Source organism: Luteimonas marina (assembly GCF_007859325.1).
Lineage (GTDB): Bacteria > Pseudomonadota > Gammaproteobacteria > Xanthomonadales > Xanthomonadaceae > Luteimonas > Luteimonas marina.
Genome location: NZ_VOHK01000003.1, coordinates 26,251 through 43,411, shown reverse-complemented (window position 1 = coordinate 43,411; position 17,161 = coordinate 26,251). Strand labels below are relative to the sequence as shown.

Below are 17,161 nucleotides of genomic sequence, written 5' to 3'. Positions count from 1 at the left end.
CCCCACCCCGCTACTTCCCTTCCAGCTTCGGCTGCGTGCCGTAGGAATAGTACGAGGCATAGTCATAGCCGTAGCCGGCGACCTTGGCATCGTAGTGGGTGATGAGCGCGCCGATCACGTGCGCGCGTGCGGCGGCCAGGCGCTTGATCGCGGCCTGGGCGGTCTTGATGCGGGTGTTGCCGGCCTGGATCACCAGCAGCGTGCCGCCGGCAATGTTCGACAGGATGGGGGCATCGGCGATTCCGAGTACCGGTGGACCGTCGATGATCACCTGGTCGAACCGCTCCGCCGCCACGGTCAGCATGGACAGCAGGCGGCTGCCGGACAGGAGTTCCGCCGGATTGGGCGGCAGCGGGCCGGCCAGCACCACCTTCAGGCGTTCGTCGTCGGTGGTCATGATGACCTCGCTGGCACTGGCGGCGCCGGCGAGCAGGCTGGACAGTCCGGTTTCCGAGCGCACGCCAAGCACGCGATGCAGCGAAGGATTGCGCAGGTCGCCCTCGATCAGCAGCACGCGCTTGCCCAGTTGGGCGAAGTTGCGCGCCAGCGTGTGTGCGGTGGTGGACTTGCCTTCCGATGCGCTGGGGCTGGTGATCAGCAGCACCTTGGGCACGCCGTTGTCGGTGGAGAACTGCAGCGCGGTGCGGACGGAACGATAGGCTTCGGCGAAGGCCGAACGCGGATCGGCCATGGCCTGGACCACGGTCTGCTTCCTGAGGTGGGGGATGATGCCCAGCACGGCCAGGCGCAGGTGCTGCTCAATGTCCTCAGGACCCTTGAGGGTGTCGTCCAGGAATTCGAGCACAAAGGCGATCAGCACGCCCAGCATCAGGCCCAGCATGACGCCGATCGCGAGGTTGAGCGGCAGGTTGGGCTTGAACCGGCCGGTCGGCAGGACGGCGCGATCGACGATGGAGATGTTGTTGGTGCCCACGCCGGCGCCGGCGGCCACGCCGACCTCCTTGTAGCGCTGCAGCAGGCTGTCGTAGAGCTGTCGGTTGGTGTCCGCCTCGCGACGCAGGATGTTGTAGTCGATCGAGCGGTTGTCGACGTCCAGCGTCTTGGTCCGCAGTGAGTTCAATTGCGCGACCAGCATGTTCTCGCGCGCCTGCGCGGCGTCGTATTCGGCCTTGATCGAGGAGCGCACCGCACTGCGCTCCTGCGCGATCTGGCGGTCGACCTCGTCGATCTGGCCCTTGAGCGCAAGCATGCTCGGATACTCGGGCTTGAAGGTCTTGAGCTGCTGCTGGTACTGCGCGTTGAGCGTGGCCCGCTGCTGCTGCAGGGTATTGAGGATGGAGTTGCTGATCGCACCTGCGGGCAGGTGGCCGCCTCCCGCCACCTGGCTCCAGGCAGCCTGCGCGCGGATGCGATCGTCCTGCGCCGTGGCCAGCGCGGCATTGAGCGCACCCAGATTCTGGCTTTCCAGGCTCTGGCTGCCCTCGCCACTGGTGACGATGTTTTCCTTCGTGGCGAAGGCCACCAGCGCACGCTCGGACTCCTCCAACCTGCCCTTGGCCAGCGCCAATTGCTCCTCGATGTACTTGCTGGCGTAGGAAGATGCATCGAACTTGCGCTCGATCGCGTGGGCGATGAAGCCGTCGGCCACGGCGTTGACCACGCGCGCGGAGAACGCCGGCAGGGTGGAATCGAAGTGCACGCGCACCAGTCGCGAGTTGCGCACGGGCTCCACGGTCAGGCCGCGGCGCACAATGCCGACAGCCTGGCCAAGGCCGACGATTTCGTCGGCGGCGGCGTCCCCGCCTTCGATAGCCTCGTCCGTATCGGCCTGGTCGGCCTGCTCCGACGCCTGTGGGCGCAGCGCGCCGGTCGCACGCTGCCACCAGGTAGTGGAATCCAGCCGCTCGACGGTGGCGCCGTCGATATTGAGCTCGTTGGCCACGCGCTCGGCCAGCGCACGGCTCTTGAGCAGTTCGTACTGGGTGGTGAGGAAGTCAGGCGCGGCGGCTTCGGCGTTGCCCACGCCCTCCACCTGCAGGATCTGCACGGACTCGCGGTCGATCTGCAGTACCGCGGTGGCGCGGTAGATCGGCGGCATCAGCAGCGTCACGACCAGTGCCAGCGCCACCACCGTGCCGAGCACGCCCAGCACCAGCCACTTGCGCTTGACCAGGATGCGCCAGTACGCGAGCAGGTCGATCTCGTCCTCGTCGCCGCCGCGCTTGTCGTCGAACATCTCCAGCGCGAGCGCGCGCTGGCCACCACCAACGGTCAGCTGGCCCGGGCGCTGGACCGGCAGCCGGTTCTGGTTTCCGCCCTCGGGGCCGGCGGGGAGCTTGTCGTCTTGCATGGGTCTGCGTTGTCCGTAACGGGATGGCGCTCAGAGGGCGAGGAACAGGCCCAGGGCGGGAACCGACCTCAGGAACTCGCGGAACGCCGACTTGCTGCCGGACCGCTCGATCACGATCACGTCGTCGCCATAGACCTGCGGGTCCTCGAGTTCACCGCGACGCACGAGCCTGAGATCGTAGGCTGCGGCCATGCGCTTGCCCTCGATGTGGCGGAACAGCACCACGCCTTCCAGGTCGGCGAACTCGTCGGTGCCGCCCGCCATGGCCACGGCCTGGAGCAGCGAGGTCTTGCCGGTCAACGGATAGATGCCGGGCTTCTTGAGTGCACCTTCCAGGGTCACGCGCTGGCTGGTGTATTCCTTGACGAACACGGTGACCTGTGGATTCTGCAGGTAGCCGTCGGCGTAGCGCGCACCCAGTTCCTTCTCCAGTTCGGGCACGGTCTTGCCGCCGGCCATCACGCCACCGATCAGGGGCACGTTGATCATGCCGTTGGAGTTCACGCGTGCCTGGTGGGTAAGCTCGGACACGCCGAACACGGCGATTTCCAGCAGGTCCTGGGAACCGATGCGGTAGTCGGTCGCCCCCTCGTAGGCGCCCGAGGCGGTGGTGGTATCCGGCGGCGGCAGGTCGGCGCGTTCGACGTTCTTCGCACCATGGGCGCAGGCGCCCAGCAGCAAAGCGAGCATGGCCGCGATCACGAGTCGGCTGGATTGTTTCATGGCGGAAATCTCGGAAATCGGGACAGCGTCAGGCGGTTCGCAAAAAACGGGCCAGGAGGCCGCGGTGGCGGGCGCGAGGTTGCGGCGCCTTGAGGGGCGGCAGTGTATCCGGCGCGTCGTCCGCAACGATGCCAGCTGGACGCGTGTTCACCATGTGATAAGCCTCTTCCGCACCCACCAGGACGGCCGCTGCGTCGCGCGCCTCGGTCAGCAGCGGAGGCCTGCGCCCGGGGTGGTGGGCGTCAGTGGCCAGGATGTGGCAGTGGCCCTCACCGATGAAGCGCTCGCCCCAATACTTCGCACGGCGCCCGTAGCGACCGGTGAGCGCGCCGGCGGTGATCTGCATCCAGACGCCGCGATGCGCCAGGCGGACGAACGTGTCGTAGTGCTGCTCGACCCAGGTCAGACGCTCGGGGTGCGTGAGCACGGGCACGAAACCGGCTGCCATCAGTTCGAACAGCGTCTCTTCCAGGCGCGGCGGAGCGACGTGGTGGGGCGGCTCGAACAACAGGTAGCGCGAGCCGCCGATGGTGGGGATGCGGCCATTGCGGATACCGGCCACCAGGCCGTGATCGAGATGCACGTCCGCGCCCTCCACCAGCTTCAGGGCGATCCCCTCGCGGTCCAGTTCGTCCTGCAGCCGCACGATGGCTTCGCGAATCGCCGGGCCGCTGTTCTCGTACAGACCGGGGTAGATGTGCGGCGTGCATGCGGTGAGCGTGATGCCGTCGGCAACCGCCATCCGCGCCATCTCCAGCGACATCGCCAAGTCCCTGGCGCCGTCGTCGATGGCAGGCAACAAATGGCAATGCAGATCGTACAAGCCGCGAAGTCCGTATGCAGCGCGTATGTGGCGTAGCGGGAAATTTTAACATCCTGGCCTGAACGCAGCCCGCGCCCCGCCTCCGGGCGCGGTTCGGTTGCGTCATCGCGGCCGTCCGTGGCCGGGACGGCACTGACTCGGAAGGCGTGTTCCCCGTGGTTGTCGCTGCGATCGCGTCAGGATCGGCGCCGCGCGCGCCCGGCCTGCCCCTCCGGGATCAACGGGTTGGCGGGGGCGCCGGGGCGGACGACGGCGGAGCGATGATTCGGGGCGGCGGGCCCAGGCCCGCCCTATGCGTCCGGACTGAAGGAGAGCGTTGCGATGACGCCCTGGGTTTCGCCGGGGACCACGCGCACGCTCCAGCCGTAGAGGGCGCACAGCCGGCGTACGATCGACAGGCCGATGCCGCCGCCCTGCGAATGCTCGGCGTGGGTGCCGCGGTAGCCGCGCTCGAACAGGCGCGCGGCGTCCTCGGCGCTGAGGCCGGGCCCCGAGTCGATGACGTCGACCGCGCCGTCGAGCAACCGCACCACCACCTCGCCCTGCTGCGTGTACTTCACCGCGTTGCCGACGAGGTTGCCGAGCGCGACGGTCACCGCCGATTCCGGCGCGTCCACCACCACCTGTCCCGGCGCGCCTTCGAGCCGCAGCGCCAGCGGCTTGCTGCCGAGCTGGCCGCGGTGCGCGTCGAACAGTTGTTCGGCCACCTTCGCCACGTCGGTCGCGCCGCGGCCGCGCTCGTTGCGCGAGAGCAGCAGCAGCGCGCTGATCAGGTCGGTGCACTGCTGCTCGGCGCGCTGGATGCGCAGCAGGCGCGCCTGCGTCTTCTCGTCCAGGTCCGGCCGCGACAGCAGCAGCTCCGCCGCGCCGCGGATCACCGCCAGCGGCGTGCGCAGTTCGTGGCTGACGTCGGCGTTGAACTCGCGGTCGCGCTGCACCACCTCGGTCAGGCGCTCGGCGTAGTCGTCGAGCGCCTTGGCCAGTTCGCCGACCTCGTCGTCGGGGAAGTGCGGCGCGAGCGGTTCGGGCTGCGTGCTGTCGCCGCTGCGACCGATCCGCTTCGCCAGCTCGGACACCGGGCTCATCACCCGTGCCGCCGACCACCAGCCGATGACCAGCGACAGCGCACCGAACAGCACCACCGCCACGTACAGCCACGAGCGGAGCTGGGTCGCCCCGCGCGCCGCCTGGCTGGTGTCGTAGGCGAGGAAGAACCATGCCTCCGGCGTCTTGCGTACCGCGAGCTTGTAGGCGAAGGGCTCGCCGTTCTCGTCGATGTCGGTGATGTTGTGGTTGCCGTTCGGCAACAGCGCCCACTCCGGGCGCTCCTGGCGGACGCGTTCGAACCGGTCGGGCGTATAGGAGAAACCGCGGATCTGCTCCACCGGCACGCTCGGCGGCCGGGTCGGGTCGGAATAGAAGCGCCTTGCGTACTCGTCGATGTTCTTGTTCATCACCTCCTCGACCAACTGGTCCTCGACCCGCTGGCGCGCGAAGTCGGTGAGGTAGGCGTACAGCGCCGTCAGGCCCGTGCCGAGCAGGAAGAACGAGAGGATGATGCGGGTCCGCAGCCGCCTGCGATAGCGTCGACCCCTGCTGCGGACGGGGTCGTCCGGCGCGTCGTCAGCCTGCGCCATCGGGCGCGGCGATGCGGTAGCCGATGCCATGGCGGGTCTGGATCAGCGGCACGTCGAAGGGCTTGTCGATCACGGCGCGCAGGCCGTGGATGTGCACGCGCAGCGAATCCGAATCCGGCAGTTCCTCGCCCCAGACGCGGGTTTCCAGGTCCTGCCGCGTCACCACCGCCGGCGAGGCCTCCATCAGCGCCTGCAGGATCTTCAGCGCGGTCGGGTTGAGCTGCACCAGCTTGCCCTGGCGGCGCACTTCCAGGGTGTCGAGGTTGTATTCGAGGTCGCCGACGTCCAGCACTCGCGTCTGCACGCCCTTGCCGCGGCGCGAGAGCGCGTTGAGCCGCACCTCGACTTCCTGCAGCGCGAAGGGCTTGACCAGGTAGTCGTCGGCGCCGGAGTCGAAGCCGGCGAGCTTGTTGTCGAGGCTGTCGCGGGCGGTCAGCATCAGCACCGGCGTCTGCTTGCGCGCGTCGTTGCGCAGCTTGCGGCACACCTCCAGCCCGTCCATGCCCGGCAGGTTGAGGTCGAGCACGATCGCGTCGAAGTCGTGGACCACCGCCAGGTGCAGGCCGGTCACGCCGTCGGCGGCGAAATCGACGGTGTGGCCGCGGTCCTCGAGGTAGTCGCCGAGGTTGGCCGCGATGTCCTGGTTGTCTTCGATGACGAGGATGCGCATGCAGCGGATTCCGTAAGGTCGGCCTTCTTGGACCGCGCGGGGTCGTGCGCGGTTCCGCCGGGCGCGGGAGGAGGGATTCTGTCACACGGCCCTGTCGGCGCCCCGTCGACGAGCGCCCACAAAAGAGCCCAGACGATGCCATCGCCTGGGCCCAAAGTACTGCCCCGATTACCGTAATCCGTTGGCTGACCCTTGGACAAGGAAACAGGAGAAAGCGCGGGATCCGGTCGGGACAAGGTAGTCCCGGAACGCTTAAGCAGTCGTTAAACCGCGGATGAATTATTGGTTAAAACCGCGCCCGCGACGGCGCGGGCGCGCCTTGCTGGTTTCCGGAAATTTCGAGCCTGATACGGCAAGTTCGATGATTTTGGCGGCAATATCGACGCCGGTCGCCTCTTCGATCCCCTCCAGTCCCGGCGAGGCGTTCACCTCCAGCACCAGCGGCCCGCGGCGGGACCGGATCAGGTCCACGCCGGCCACCCCCAGCCCGACCGCCTGCGCCGCGCGCACGGCCATCGCCTGCTCCCCGGCAGTCGACTCGATCGCGGTCGCGCTGCCGCCGCGATGCAGGTTGGAGCGGAAGTCGCCGGCCGGCGCCTGGCGCTGCATCGACGCGACCACGCGATCGCCGACGACGAAGCAGCGCAGGTCCGCGCCCTCGGCCTCGGCCACGAACTCCTGCACCAGGAAGTTGGCGTACAGGCCGCGCAGCGCCTCGACCACGCTGCGCGAGGCCGACGGCTTCTCGGTCAGCATCACGCCCGCGCCCTGGGTGCCCTCGTTGAGCTTGATCACGTGCGGCGGCGGGCCGAGCAGGGCCAGCAGGTCGGCGGTGTCGTCCGGGTTGTCGCCAAACGCCGTCGTCGGCAGGCCGATGCCCTGCGCCGCCAGCAACTGGTGGCAGGCCAGCTTGTCGCGCGCGCGCGCGATCGCCGCCGCCGGGTTCGGCGTGTGGCTGCCCATCAGTTCGAACTGCCGCAGCACCGCGCAGCCGTAGCGCGTGACCGAAGCGCCGATGCGCGGGATCACCGCGCCGTAGCCGTCGATCGCGCGGCCCTTGTAGCGCATCGCGAAACCGGTATTGCCGATGCGCATGTAGCAGCGCAGCGGATCGAGCACGCGCACGCTGTGCCCGGCCGCGCGCGCGGCCTCCACCAGCCGCCGGGTGGAGTAGAGCTTGCCGTTGCGGGAGAGGATCGCGAGCTTCATGCGCGGCCTGCCAAGCGAAAAACTGCGGCACCACCGTTGCGATGGTGCCGCCGCCTGCATGTGGAGCGGGTGATGGGAATCGAACCCACGCTAGCAGCTTGGGAAGCTGCAGTTCTACCATTGAACTACACCCGCGTTCGCGACCAGTCTATGCCCGGCCGGCGCGGCTTGGCAACGCGTCGCGGGCGCCGGGCCGTTGCGCGACCCGGCGGCCCGCGCGGTTCAGAAGCCTGCGCCCAGGGTGGCGAACGCGGTGGTCTGCTTGCCGCCCTTCTCGCCCGCGTTCAGGCTCACGCCGAGGTTCGCGTCGAGGCCGAACAGCGAGGTGCGCGCGCCGAGGGTCAGCGTGGCGTAGGTGTCGTCGTACTCCAGCCCCGGCACCGCGTAGGCCAACCCGGTGGTCTGCGACTGCGCGAACGCTTCCCCGGCGCTGTCCTCGAACTCGCGATCGAGCGTGATGCGCGCATACGGCGCGAGGTGGGCGTTGATCGCGTAGCTGGCCTGCCAGCCGACGCTGCCGATCAGCGAATCGAACTCCTGGTCGGGGAAGGCCAGCGAGGTCGACGAGGCCGGATCGCTTTCGGCGAAGCCGTCGATCTCGATCTTCTGCGCGATCACGCCCAGCACCGGGCCGTGCCTGAGTGCGCCTTCGCCGAAGCTCCAGCCGGCCTGCAGCGCGGCGGTCAGGTTGCTGCCGTCGGCGGAACCGCGGTGCACGCGCGTCACCGGGCCGAGCGGGACCTGGCGGTTGACGTCGAAGTCGAGCCGGCTGTAGCTGAGCTGGCCGTTGACCCAGGCGCCGCCCTCGGAATACCAGCCGACGAAACCGCCCAGCGTCGCCTCGCCCTGGTCCCAGTCGCCGCGGCGCAGGCCCCAGTCGTTGCCCTGGCGGCCGTAGCCGGCGAAGCCGCCGTACACGAGGTTGCCGCTGCCCCAGCCCAGGCCCGCGGTCAGCGCCGGCCCGGCGCCGTCGTAGTTGTCGCCGTGGCCGTAGCGCTGGAAGTCGCCACGCACGTCGACCCACCAGCGTCGGCCGTCCTGCTCCGGCGCGACCGACAGCTGCGCGCCCACGCGCTCGGCGCGGCCGCGGCCGGTCATCGCCGCCGAATGCGGCAGCACCGCGATCTGGCGCGGACCCTCGATCATCCCGATCGCGAGCTCGGCGAGGATCCGGTGCGCGGCCGAACCCGGATGCACACCATCTGCGAACAGGTAGGTATCCGCCGCCCCCGGCGTGACATAGGTGCCGGGGTTGCAGGTGAGCGACTGCGCGGTGATCTGCGGCTGGCAGGCGGTGCCGGTGACGTTGGCGAAGCCGTACTCGGACGGGTTCGCCACCACTTCGCGCAGGAAGGTGAAGGTATCGACCGGGATCACGCGCAGCCCGTTCGACGACAGGCCACCATACAGCGCGCCGTTGTACGCGGTCGCGAGCGCGGTGCCCTGCGCGGCCGCCGCCGCGCCCTGCGCGAGGAAGCCCGGGGTGATGCCGAGGTCGGGGATGTTCGGCACCAGCACGTAGCGCGCGCCGGCGCCCTGCAGCGCGCCGACGATGCCCACCTGCGCGGTCACCGCGGCGCCGATGATCTGCTGCGCCTGCGCGGGATTGGCCGCGATCGAGAACAGGTCGTTGGCGCCGCCCCAGACCGAATACAGCGCGTCCGGATCGGCGCGACCGCCGTTGGCCGCGAGGTAGGCGTTCGTCTGCGTGGCCAGCGAGGGCGTGTAGCCCAGCGCGCCCACCGCGTCCTGCCCGACCAGGGCGCCACCGACGGCGTAGTTGCTGCCGCTGCCGGCCTGCGGCGTGGCGCCGGTCGCCGACCAGGCGGTGGAAGCGTCGGTCCCGTAGTAGTCGGCCAGCCACTCCGACCAGACGAGCCCGGGATTGGTGGTGAAGCGGCCGATGATCGCGGCCTGCGGGCCCACCTGCTGGATCAGCAGCGGCCGGAAATGGCCGGCGTCGCTCAGGCTGTCGCCGATGAAGACGGTCTGCGAGAAGGGACCGGCGGCGAACGCGGGCGCGGCGGCGAGCGCCAGCGCGGCGGCCAGCAGGCGGGTGGCGGGACGGAATCGGGGGGGACGAGCCATGCATGAACTCCGGAAAGTGGGCCGGCGGCCCCAATACGGGGCCGCATGGTCGCAAGTGTCACCGAACGGCGCCGGCGGCTCACGCCGCAGTGCCGCACGCCCGGGGTGCGCCCATCGCGCCGGCGGGCGACAATCGCGGACATGGACATCCAGCTCAATGGCGAGGCGCTGGCCGTCGCCCAGGGCGCCACGGTGCGGGCGCTGCTCGAACAGCAGGGGCTCGGCGAGCGCCGGGTCGCGGTCGAGGTCAACGGCGAGATCGTGCCGCGCAGCCGGCACGCCGGCCACGTGCTGGCCGAAGGCGATCGCGTGGAGATCGTGCACGCGCTGGGCGGCGGCTGAACCAGGCGCCGCGGGCGCACTGCGACCGCACGATCAAAGGCAGGTCCTGCCCGGCGCGCTTCCCTGGGCTGGCGTCCGGTTCCGCGCGGCCGCCATGCCCCAGGGAAGCTCTGGATTGCCATTCCGAATGCAGTGAGGAATCTCCGAGAATTCAAGAGCATAGATTTCTCGCTACGCTCGAAATGACACTCTGGGCTTCAGAGGTTCTCTGGCCTCGCGCCACATGCCCGACGGCACTCCAGACCCATCGCCCGGTACGTCGACGCCGCATCGGCGCCATTTGCTTTACATCGCATAGTTTATGCAATAAGGTATGCGATATATGGCTAAACAACCCGCCGACGAACAGATCCTCAAGGGCCTGCTGGACGCCCTGGTCCTGGACGCGCTGCGTGCCGGCCCGAACTACGGCTTCGGCATCCGCGAACAGTTGCACCGGCGCCTCGGGCCGGACGCGGACATCCTCAAGGAAGCCACCCTGTACCCGCTGCTGCATCGGCTGGAACGCAACGGCCTGCTGGCCTCGCACCACGAACCCGGAGAGCGCGGCAGCCCGCGCAAGTACTACCGGCTGACTCCGGAAGGCCGCGACTTCCTGCAGCGCCGCATCCACGAATGGACCCGCGTCAGCGCCCTGCTGCAGCGCACCCTGCTCACCCCCGGCCCGTAACCGAGGAACCCACCGATGAACGATTCCGTCCTCAAGCCCGTATCGCCCTCGCTGCCCGCGGACCTCCGCACCGGCGATCAGGCCATCGACCGCTACCTGGCGCAGATCAACGCGCACCTGATCGGCACCCGCAGCGTCCGCAGGATGACCCTGGTCGAAGCGCGCGATTTCGTCGTCGACGCCAGCATCGACGCCCCGGATCGTGGCGCCGCCATCCTGGCCGCGACCGGCGAGTTCGGCAGCCCCGAGGACATCGGCAGCACCCAGCGCCGGGAGCGCCACGGCGTGCTGCTGAAGATCGCGCTGATGGCCGGACCGGCCTTCGCGCTGCTGATGCTGCTCATGCAGGTGCTGGGCCTGTCCGCCCCCGGGGGATGGCGCTCGCTTGCGATCGTCTTCGTGTGGAACATGCTGGCCTTCGGCCTGGGGATGGGCGCGCTCTTCGCCTACGCCATCGGCACACCGGCGCCATCGAAGACCGCGCCGGCAACCGCCACGGGCGAAAACGGATTCGTGGCGACCTACCTCGACTCCAGCCGCATGCTGTGCCGGATCCTGTTCGCCGTGTTCGGCAGCATGCAGTTGCTCCTGCTGCTGAGCCTGTTCGGGGCCGATCCCACCGGCATCTTCAATGCCTGGGCGTGGCCACTGACCGCGTTCCTGCTGTTCGTCAATTTCAAGAACGTCGCCGCTCCGCTGCACGCATTGCGTTTCAGGGCGGAGGCGACGCCCGGGACACTGCGGATCCATCGCCTGACCGGGCCGCTGCTGCTGCAGCGGCGGCAGATCGTCACCGTCGCCAGGCCCTCCTACCTCAGGCAGGCCTTCTCCATGCTGTATGGCCAGCAGCACAGGATCGGCTGGCGCGCCGACGACGGCCGCCTCCGCCACGTCACCGTCTCGCTCACTCCGGACGTCATCAACGGCGGTCGCCTGCGGGCCTGGCTGGAAGCGGCGGCCGATGAAAACGCGGCGCGAACATGAACCCCGCACGCCCACGCCGCATGCGAGCCGGGAGACAGGGGTAGGCCGCCGGGCCGGTTGCGCGCGATAATCCCGCGATGACCGCAGCGCTCCCTACCGATGACGCCCTCGTCATCGCCGGCAAGTCCTACCGCTCCCGCCTGCTCACCGGCACCGGCAAGTTCCGCGACCTCGACGAAACCCGCCGCGCCACCGAGGCCGCGGGCGCGCAGATCGTCACCGTTGCCATCCGCCGCACCAACATCGGCCAGACGCCGGGCGAACCGAACCTGCTCGACGTGCTGCCACCCGACCGCTACACCATCCTGCCCAACACCGCCGGCTGCTACACCGCCGAGGACGCGGTGCGCACCTGTCGCCTCGCGCGCGAGCTGCTCGACGGCCACAACCTCACCAAGCTCGAGGTGCTGGGCGACCAGAAGACGCTGTTCCCCGACGTGGTGCAGACGCTCAAGGCCGCCGAGCAGCTGGTCGCGGACGGCTTCGAGGTGATGGTCTACACCAGCGACGATCCGATCCTGGCCCGGCGGCTGGAGGACATCGGCTGCGTCGCGGTGATGCCGCTGGCCGCGCCGATCGGCTCGGGCCTGGGCATTCAGAACCGCTACAACCTGATCGAGATCGTCGAGAACGCGAAGGTGCCGATCATCGTCGACGCCGGCGTCGGCACCGCCTCGGATGCGGCGATCGCGATGGAGCTCGGCTGCCACGGCGTGCTGATGAACACCGCCATCGCCGGCGCGCAGGATCCGGTGCGCATGGCGCGCGCGATGAAGCTCGCGGTCGAGGCCGGCCGCCACGCCTTCCTCGCCGGCCGCATCCCGCGCAAGCGCTACGCCAGCGCCTCGTCGCCGGTCGACGGGCTGGTCGGCTGACGCCGCGCGACGGCCGGCATGACCGATCCCTTCTCCAGCGCCGGCGCGAAGGCGCCGCCCAAGCCCTACACCGCCACCGAAGGCCGCCGCGAGATCCGCAGCTTCGTGCTGCGCCAGGGACGCTTCACCGAGGCCCAGCAGCGCGCGTTCGACGAACTCTGGCCGCGCTACGGCCTCGACTACGCCGGAACGCCGCGCGACTTCGACGCCGCCTTCGGCCGCCACGCGCCGCGCGTGCTCGAGATCGGCTTCGGCAACGGCGAGGCGCTGCGCCATGCCGCCGCGCACGACCCGGCGCGCGACCTGATCGGCATCGAGGTCCACGCCCCCGGCGTCGGCCGCCTGCTCAACGCGCTCGCCACCGACGGCGCCAGCAACGTGCGCGTCTACCACCACGACGCGGTCGAGGTGCTGGGCAACGAGGTCGCCGACGGCAGCCTCGACGAGATCCGCATCTACTTCCCCGATCCCTGGCACAAGAAGCGGCACAACAAGCGCCGCCTGGTGCAGCCCGCGTTCGCCGCGCTGCTGGTGCGCAAGCTTGCGACGAATGGACGCTTGCACCTCGCCACCGATTGGCGGGACTATGCCGAGCACATGTGGGACGTGCTCGACGCCACCCCGGGACTGCGCAACCGCGCCGGCGCGCGCGGCCACGTGCCGCGTCCCGACTGGCGCCCGCAGACGCATTTCGAGACCCGCGGCCAGCGGCTGGGGCATGGGGTCTGGGATCTGCTGTATGACCGGGATTCGTGATTGGTGATTCGTGATTCGGAAAAGCAGGAAGCTTTCCGGGTGCCGCTTGCGCGGCCCGAACCCGCGCCGAACCGTCGTCGCCGGTCCGTGACCGCCACGAACGCACGGCACGCGCCCGGCGCGCGCTGTTTCGAATCACCAATCACCAATCACCAATCACGTCCCCACTGATGGACCCCCAGCTCGCCCTCACCGCCGACATGAAGATCGTCCTCGGGCTCGTGGGCCTGACGATGGTGCTGTTCGTGTTCCAGCGCGTGCGCTCGGACCTGGTCGCGCTGGTGGTGCTGGTGATGCTCGGCCTGACCGGGCTGGTGCAGCCGGAAGACCTGTTCAACGGCTTCTCGTCCAACGCGGTCATCAGCGTGATCGCGACGATGATCCTGGGCATGGGCCTGGACCGCACCGGCGCGCTCAACCGGCTGGCGGCGTGGCTGCTGCGGCGCGCGCGCGGCGTCGAACAGCGGCTGCTGCTGCTGGTCTCGGCGATCGCCGGCGCCAACTCCTCGGTGATGCAGAACCCGTCGGTGATGGCGCTGTACCTGCCGGTGGTGTCGCGGCTGTCCTCGCGCACCGGCATCAGCCTGTCGCAGCTGCTGCTGCCGGTGGCGGTGGCGATCGTGATGGGCGGCACGCTGACCATGGTCGGCAACTCGCCGCTGATCCTGCTCAACGACCTGCTGACCGCGGCCAACGCCAACCTGCCCTCGGGCGCAGCCACGCTCGAGCCGCTCAACATGTTCGCGCCGATGCCGATCGGCCTGGCGCTGCTCGCGGCGAGCCTGCTGTACTTCCAGTTCTTCGGCAACCGCCGGCTGCGCGGCGACGGCGACGCCAACGTCACGCCGGCGCGCACCGAGAGCTACTTCTCGCGCACCTACGGCATCGAGGGCGAGGTCCACGAGCTCACCGTCACCGCCGACAGCCCGCTGGTAGGCATGACCTTCGGCGAGGCCGAGGCCCTGCACAACGCCCCACTGCTGCTCGCCCTGCAGACCGGCAACGAATCGCGGCTGGCGCCGCCGGCGGACGCACGCATCTGGGTCGGCAGCGTGCTCGGCGCGATGGGGCCGCGGCAGCAGATCGCCGATTTCGCGCAGAACCAGTTCCTGCGCATGAACTCGCGGCTGCGCAACTTCGCCGACCTGTTCAACCCCAGCCGCGCCGGCATCTCCGAGGCGGTGGTGCCGCCAACCTCGAAGTTCATCGGCAAGACCGCCGCCGACCTGCAGCTGCGCCGGCAGTACGGCATCAGCCTGCTGGCGATCAACCGCGACAAGACCGTGCTCCGCGACAACGTGCGCAACACCCCGCTGCGCGCCGGCGACATGCTGGTGCTGCACAGCATCTGGCACGACCTGGGGCAGGCCTCGTCCAAACGCGACTTCGTCGTCGTCACCGACTACCCCAAGGGCGAGCAGCGCCCGCACAAGTTCCGCGTCGCGATGATCATCTTCGCGGTGACCATGTTGATCGCGCTGTCCGGGCGCGTGCCCACCTCGATCGCGCTGATGACCGGCGTCGCCGGCATGCTGGTGTTCGGCGTGCTGAAGATGGACGAGGCCTACGGCGCGATCAGCTGGAAGACCGTGTTCCTGATGGCCTGCCTGATCCCGCTGGGCTGGGCGATGGACGGCAGCGGCGCCGCCGCCTGGGTTGCCGGCCACACCATCGAGCGCCTGCCGACCGGCCTGCCGATCTGGCTGATCGAATTCGCCGTCGCCCTGCTCACCGCCGCGTTCTCGATGGTCATCAGCCACGTCGGCGCGACGATCGTGGTGGTGCCGCTGGCGATCAACCTGGCCCTGGCCGCCGGCGGCAACCCGACCGCGTTCGCGCTGATCGTCGCGCTGTCGGCCTCGAACAACTTCGTCACCCAGTCCAACCCGGTGATGTCGATGATCACCGGCCCCGGTGGCTACCGCCCGCGCGAACTGTGGAAGATCGGCCTGCCGCTGTCGCTGGTCTACACCTTCGTCATCGTGCTGATGGTGAACCTGCTGTTCTGAGCGTTGGCAGGCGTCCGGCGTCCGCCCCTCACGCTCGCGCGGACGGACGATCGGCGCGCAACCTGATCGACCCGGAACGGGGTAGCGCAGGCAATGCCTCAGGCTTCGCCATTCATCCCAAGGGTGATCGCCCCGTCCTTCACATCCACGCGCACGGCGTGCAAGGCCTCTCCCCGGCACGGCCCCGCCACGCACTCGCCGTTGACCAGTTCGAAACTCGCGCCGTGCGCCGCGCAGACCAGCAGGCCGTCCTTCGACTTGAGGAACTGGCCGGGCGACCAGTCGAGGCGGCGGCCGGCGTGCGGGCAGACATTGAGCCAGGCGCGCACCGCGCCGCCATCGCGATGCAGGATCAGCGATTCGGCGTCGCCGTCGACCACCGCCTCGACCTCGGCGAATCCGCCGTCGGGGATGGCTTCGAGCGCGATCAGGGACGCGTCGGGATCAGGGCTGTTCATGTCGGCGGTTTAACGAACTCGTTACATTTTGGTTGCACCTGCGCCCGATACTGGGCGCCCTGCATTGTCTCACCCGCCGCCGATGTCATCCGTCTTCTTCCGCACCCTCCACGCCCGCTTCGACGCTTCCGGCCTGCGTGGACTGTTCACGCCGCGCAAGCCGCGCAACGCCCTGCTGCGCGTGGTGCTGGGACTGGTGGGCATCGCGATCCTGGCCGTGCTGCTGGTGGTCGGTCTGTTCGTGGGTGCGGCGATGGTGTCGTTCGGCCTGCTGCGCGGCGCGCTGCGGTCGCGGGGCAAGGCCGCCAACGCGCGACAAGCGGACGCGCTCGACGCCGAGTACCGCGTCGTGCCGAAGCCCGGCCAGCCCATCCTGCGCTGAGCCCGTGGGCGACGTCGTCACCGCGGCGGCGCCGTCGCGCATTCCCGTGCGCGGGGGCGGCAGCTTTCCGGTGCGCCGCATCTACTGCGTGGGCCGCAACTTCGCCGACCATGCGCGCGAGATGGGCGCCACCGCGCCCGCGTCGAAGGCCGATCGCGGCACGCCGGTCTTCTTCCACAAGCCTGCCAACGCGATCGTCACCGATGGCGAAGTCGCCTATCCGCCGGGCACGCGCGAGCTGCATCATGAAGTCGAGCTGGTCGTGGCAATCGGTCGCGACGCCCCGCCCGGCGCGCTGCCGGTGGATGGCGCGCAGGCGCTGGTGTTCGGCTACGGCATCGGCCTGGACCTGACGCGCCGCGACCTGCAGGCCGCGGCCAAGGCCAAGGGCCTGCCCTGGGACAGCGCCAAGGGCTTCGACCAGTCGGCGCCGGTCAGCGAACTGGTGCCGGCCGCCGACGCCGGCGACCTCGCCCCGCGCCTGCTGTCGCTGGACGTCAACGGCGAGCGCCGCCAGCAGTCCACGCTCGACCAGTTGATCTGGGACGTGCCGGAGATCCTGCACGAACTGTCGAAACTCTACGCGCTGCGCGCCGGCGACCTCGTGTTCATGGGCACGCCTGCCGGCGTCGCCGCGCTGCAGCCCGGAGATGCCTGCGTGGCGCGGCTGGACGACCTGCTCGAACTGCGTTGCCACGTCCACGCGCCGGCGGCATAGTGGGCGCCGGCCGCGCGCGCGGCCGCCAACCTGAACCGAATCAAGGAGACGCCGATGGGCATGATCAGTGAGTTCAAGGAATTCGCGATGCGCGGCAACGTCATCGACCTCGCCGTCGGCGTGGTGATCGGCGGCGCGTTCGGGAAGATCGTCACATCGCTTGTCGACAACATCATCATGCCGCCGATCGGCCTGCTGCTGGGCGGCGTGGACTTCAGCGACATCGCCTGGACCCTGCGCGAGGCGACGGTGGACGCGGCCGGCGAGACCGTGCCCGCGGTCGCGATCGGCATCGGCGAGTTCATCAACACCCTGATCCAGTTCATCATCATCGCCTTCGCGATCTTCATGGTGGTCAAGGCGATCAACCGCATCCACAAGAAGCCGGAAGAAGCCCCCGCCGAGCCGGCCGAGGAAGTGCTGCTGCTGCGCGAGATCCGCGATTCGCTGCAGAAATAACCCGACTTTCCGCACATCCACGCGAAGCCGCGGGCCTGCTAGGCTCG

At 69.4% G+C, this 17,161-nt stretch carries 17 protein-coding genes and 1 tRNA gene; 9 read left to right on the top strand and 9 right to left on the bottom strand.

What is annotated here, in order from left to right; all coding sequences use genetic code 11:
* Window positions 1-10 precede the first annotated feature (10 nt).
* The 8 genes from FQY83_RS06850 to FQY83_RS06815 all read right to left on the bottom strand — a co-directional run bounded on the left by FQY83_RS06850 (window position 11) and on the right by FQY83_RS06815 (window position 9,422).
* Complete coding sequence (locus tag FQY83_RS06850) at window positions 11-2,311, bottom strand: GumC family protein (RefSeq protein WP_146386449.1); 2,301 nt, start codon at window positions 2,309-2,311, stop codon at window positions 11-13.
* 30 nt (window positions 2,312-2,341) lie between these two features.
* Window positions 2,342-3,034, bottom strand: a complete 693-nt coding sequence (locus FQY83_RS06845; RefSeq protein WP_146386447.1) for a polysaccharide biosynthesis/export family protein — start codon at window positions 3,032-3,034, stop codon at window positions 2,342-2,344.
* A 28-nt stretch (window positions 3,035-3,062) separates the two neighbouring features.
* Window positions 3,063-3,857 carry a tyrosine-protein phosphatase gene (locus FQY83_RS06840; RefSeq protein ID WP_146386445.1) on the bottom strand — a complete coding sequence of 265 codons (795 nt, stop codon included), beginning with the start codon at window positions 3,855-3,857 and terminating at the stop codon, window positions 3,063-3,065.
* 290 nt (window positions 3,858-4,147) lie between these two features.
* A complete protein-coding gene (locus FQY83_RS06835; protein ID WP_238333431.1) occupies window positions 4,148-5,494 on the bottom strand; it encodes a HAMP domain-containing sensor histidine kinase in 1,347 nt (448 codons plus the stop codon).
* Complete coding sequence (locus FQY83_RS06830) at window positions 5,481-6,164, bottom strand: response regulator transcription factor (RefSeq protein WP_146386441.1); 684 nt, start codon at window positions 6,162-6,164, stop codon at window positions 5,481-5,483. The genes FQY83_RS06835 and FQY83_RS06830 overlap by 14 nt, the downstream gene beginning before the upstream one ends.
* A gap of 279 nt (window positions 6,165-6,443) precedes the next feature.
* Complete coding sequence (gene rimK, locus FQY83_RS06825; RefSeq protein WP_146386438.1) at window positions 6,444-7,373, bottom strand: 30S ribosomal protein S6--L-glutamate ligase; 930 nt, start codon at window positions 7,371-7,373, stop codon at window positions 6,444-6,446.
* Window positions 7,374-7,434: 61 nt separating this feature from the next.
* Window positions 7,435-7,508 (bottom strand) — tRNA-Gly (locus FQY83_RS06820).
* A gap of 87 nt (window positions 7,509-7,595) precedes the next feature.
* Entirely contained in the window at window positions 7,596-9,422 is a 1,827-nt protein-coding gene (locus FQY83_RS06815) for an autotransporter domain-containing protein (protein ID WP_425478621.1), read from the bottom strand.
* A 180-nt stretch (window positions 9,423-9,602) separates the two neighbouring features.
* Here FQY83_RS06815 and thiS point away from each other — a divergent pair, with 180 nt between their 5' ends.
* The 6 genes from thiS (at window position 9,603) to FQY83_RS06785 (ending at window position 15,097) form a co-directional block, all read left to right on the top strand.
* On the top strand, window positions 9,603-9,803 hold the full coding sequence (gene thiS, locus FQY83_RS06810) for a sulfur carrier protein ThiS (protein ID WP_146386434.1): 201 nt from the start codon (window positions 9,603-9,605) through the stop codon (window positions 9,801-9,803).
* 322 nt (window positions 9,804-10,125) lie between these two features.
* Window positions 10,126-10,473 (top strand): PadR family transcriptional regulator, encoded by a 348-nt coding sequence (locus FQY83_RS06805; protein WP_158636447.1) that lies wholly within the window; start codon window positions 10,126-10,128, stop codon window positions 10,471-10,473.
* Window positions 10,474-10,488: 15 nt separating this feature from the next.
* Window positions 10,489-11,457 carry a hypothetical protein gene (locus tag FQY83_RS06800; protein WP_146386430.1) on the top strand — a complete coding sequence of 323 codons (969 nt, stop codon included), beginning with the start codon at window positions 10,489-10,491 and terminating at the stop codon, window positions 11,455-11,457.
* 77 nt (window positions 11,458-11,534) lie between these two features.
* Window positions 11,535-12,332 (top strand): thiazole synthase, encoded by a 798-nt coding sequence (locus FQY83_RS06795; protein WP_146386428.1) that lies wholly within the window; start codon window positions 11,535-11,537, stop codon window positions 12,330-12,332.
* Window positions 12,333-12,350: 18 nt separating this feature from the next.
* Window positions 12,351-13,088, top strand: coding sequence for a tRNA (guanosine(46)-N7)-methyltransferase TrmB (gene trmB / locus FQY83_RS06790; RefSeq protein ID WP_146386426.1), 738 nt, complete (start codon window positions 12,351-12,353; stop codon window positions 13,086-13,088).
* A gap of 170 nt (window positions 13,089-13,258) precedes the next feature.
* Window positions 13,259-15,097 (top strand): SLC13 family permease, encoded by a 1,839-nt coding sequence (locus FQY83_RS06785; RefSeq protein WP_146386425.1) that lies wholly within the window; start codon window positions 13,259-13,261, stop codon window positions 15,095-15,097.
* Window positions 15,098-15,195: 98 nt separating this feature from the next.
* On the opposite strand, the gene FQY83_RS06780 is transcribed toward FQY83_RS06785, so the two are convergent.
* Entirely contained in the window at window positions 15,196-15,555 is a 360-nt protein-coding gene (locus FQY83_RS06780) for a Rieske (2Fe-2S) protein (protein ID WP_146386423.1), read from the bottom strand.
* 82 nt (window positions 15,556-15,637) lie between these two features.
* On the opposite strand from FQY83_RS06780, the gene FQY83_RS06775 reads away from it, so the two are divergent.
* Genes FQY83_RS06775 through mscL form a run of 3 tightly spaced genes read left to right on the top strand, consistent with a single transcriptional unit; the run spans window position 15,638 to window position 17,114 of the window.
* Entirely contained in the window at window positions 15,638-15,937 is a 300-nt protein-coding gene (locus tag FQY83_RS06775; protein ID WP_146386421.1) for a hypothetical protein, read from the top strand.
* A 4-nt stretch (window positions 15,938-15,941) separates the two neighbouring features.
* The gene (locus FQY83_RS06770) at window positions 15,942-16,655 is read left to right on the top strand and encodes a fumarylacetoacetate hydrolase family protein (protein WP_146386419.1); all 714 of its coding nucleotides are present in this window, start codon (window positions 15,942-15,944) and stop codon (window positions 16,653-16,655) included.
* Between the two features lie 54 nt (window positions 16,656-16,709).
* Entirely contained in the window at window positions 16,710-17,114 is a 405-nt protein-coding gene (mscL, locus tag FQY83_RS06765) for a large-conductance mechanosensitive channel protein MscL (RefSeq protein WP_146386417.1), read from the top strand.
* Window positions 17,115-17,161: the final 47 nt, after the last annotated feature.

What these genes read in the sequence shown, in the direction of transcription:
- FQY83_RS06845 (WP_146386447.1), bottom strand. Translation starts at nt 3,034, where the DNA reads ATGAAACAATCCAGCCGACTCGTGATCGCGGCCATGCTCGCTTTGCTG.
- mscL (WP_146386417.1), top strand. Translation starts at nt 16,710, where the DNA reads ATGGGCATGATCAGTGAGTTCAAGGAATTCGCGATGCGCGGCAACGTC.
- FQY83_RS06785 (WP_146386425.1), top strand. Translation starts at nt 13,259, where the DNA reads ATGGACCCCCAGCTCGCCCTCACCGCCGACATGAAGATCGTCCTCGGG.
- FQY83_RS06775 (WP_146386421.1), top strand. Translation starts at nt 15,638, where the DNA reads ATGTCATCCGTCTTCTTCCGCACCCTCCACGCCCGCTTCGACGCTTCC.
- thiS (WP_146386434.1), top strand. Translation starts at nt 9,603, where the DNA reads ATGGACATCCAGCTCAATGGCGAGGCGCTGGCCGTCGCCCAGGGCGCC.
- FQY83_RS06800 (WP_146386430.1), top strand. Translation starts at nt 10,489, where the DNA reads ATGAACGATTCCGTCCTCAAGCCCGTATCGCCCTCGCTGCCCGCGGAC.
- FQY83_RS06850 (WP_146386449.1), bottom strand. Translation starts at nt 2,311, where the DNA reads ATGCAAGACGACAAGCTCCCCGCCGGCCCCGAGGGCGGAAACCAGAAC.
- FQY83_RS06835 (WP_238333431.1), bottom strand. Translation starts at nt 5,494, where the DNA reads ATGGCGCAGGCTGACGACGCGCCGGACGACCCCGTCCGCAGCAGGGGT.
- rimK (WP_146386438.1), bottom strand. Translation starts at nt 7,373, where the DNA reads ATGAAGCTCGCGATCCTCTCCCGCAACGGCAAGCTCTACTCCACCCGG.
- FQY83_RS06795 (WP_146386428.1), top strand. Translation starts at nt 11,535, where the DNA reads ATGACCGCAGCGCTCCCTACCGATGACGCCCTCGTCATCGCCGGCAAG.
- FQY83_RS06830 (WP_146386441.1), bottom strand. Translation starts at nt 6,164, where the DNA reads ATGCGCATCCTCGTCATCGAAGACAACCAGGACATCGCGGCCAACCTC.
- trmB (WP_146386426.1), top strand. Translation starts at nt 12,351, where the DNA reads ATGACCGATCCCTTCTCCAGCGCCGGCGCGAAGGCGCCGCCCAAGCCC.
- FQY83_RS06805 (WP_158636447.1), top strand. Translation starts at nt 10,126, where the DNA reads ATGGCTAAACAACCCGCCGACGAACAGATCCTCAAGGGCCTGCTGGAC.
- FQY83_RS06780 (WP_146386423.1), bottom strand. Translation starts at nt 15,555, where the DNA reads ATGAACAGCCCTGATCCCGACGCGTCCCTGATCGCGCTCGAAGCCATC.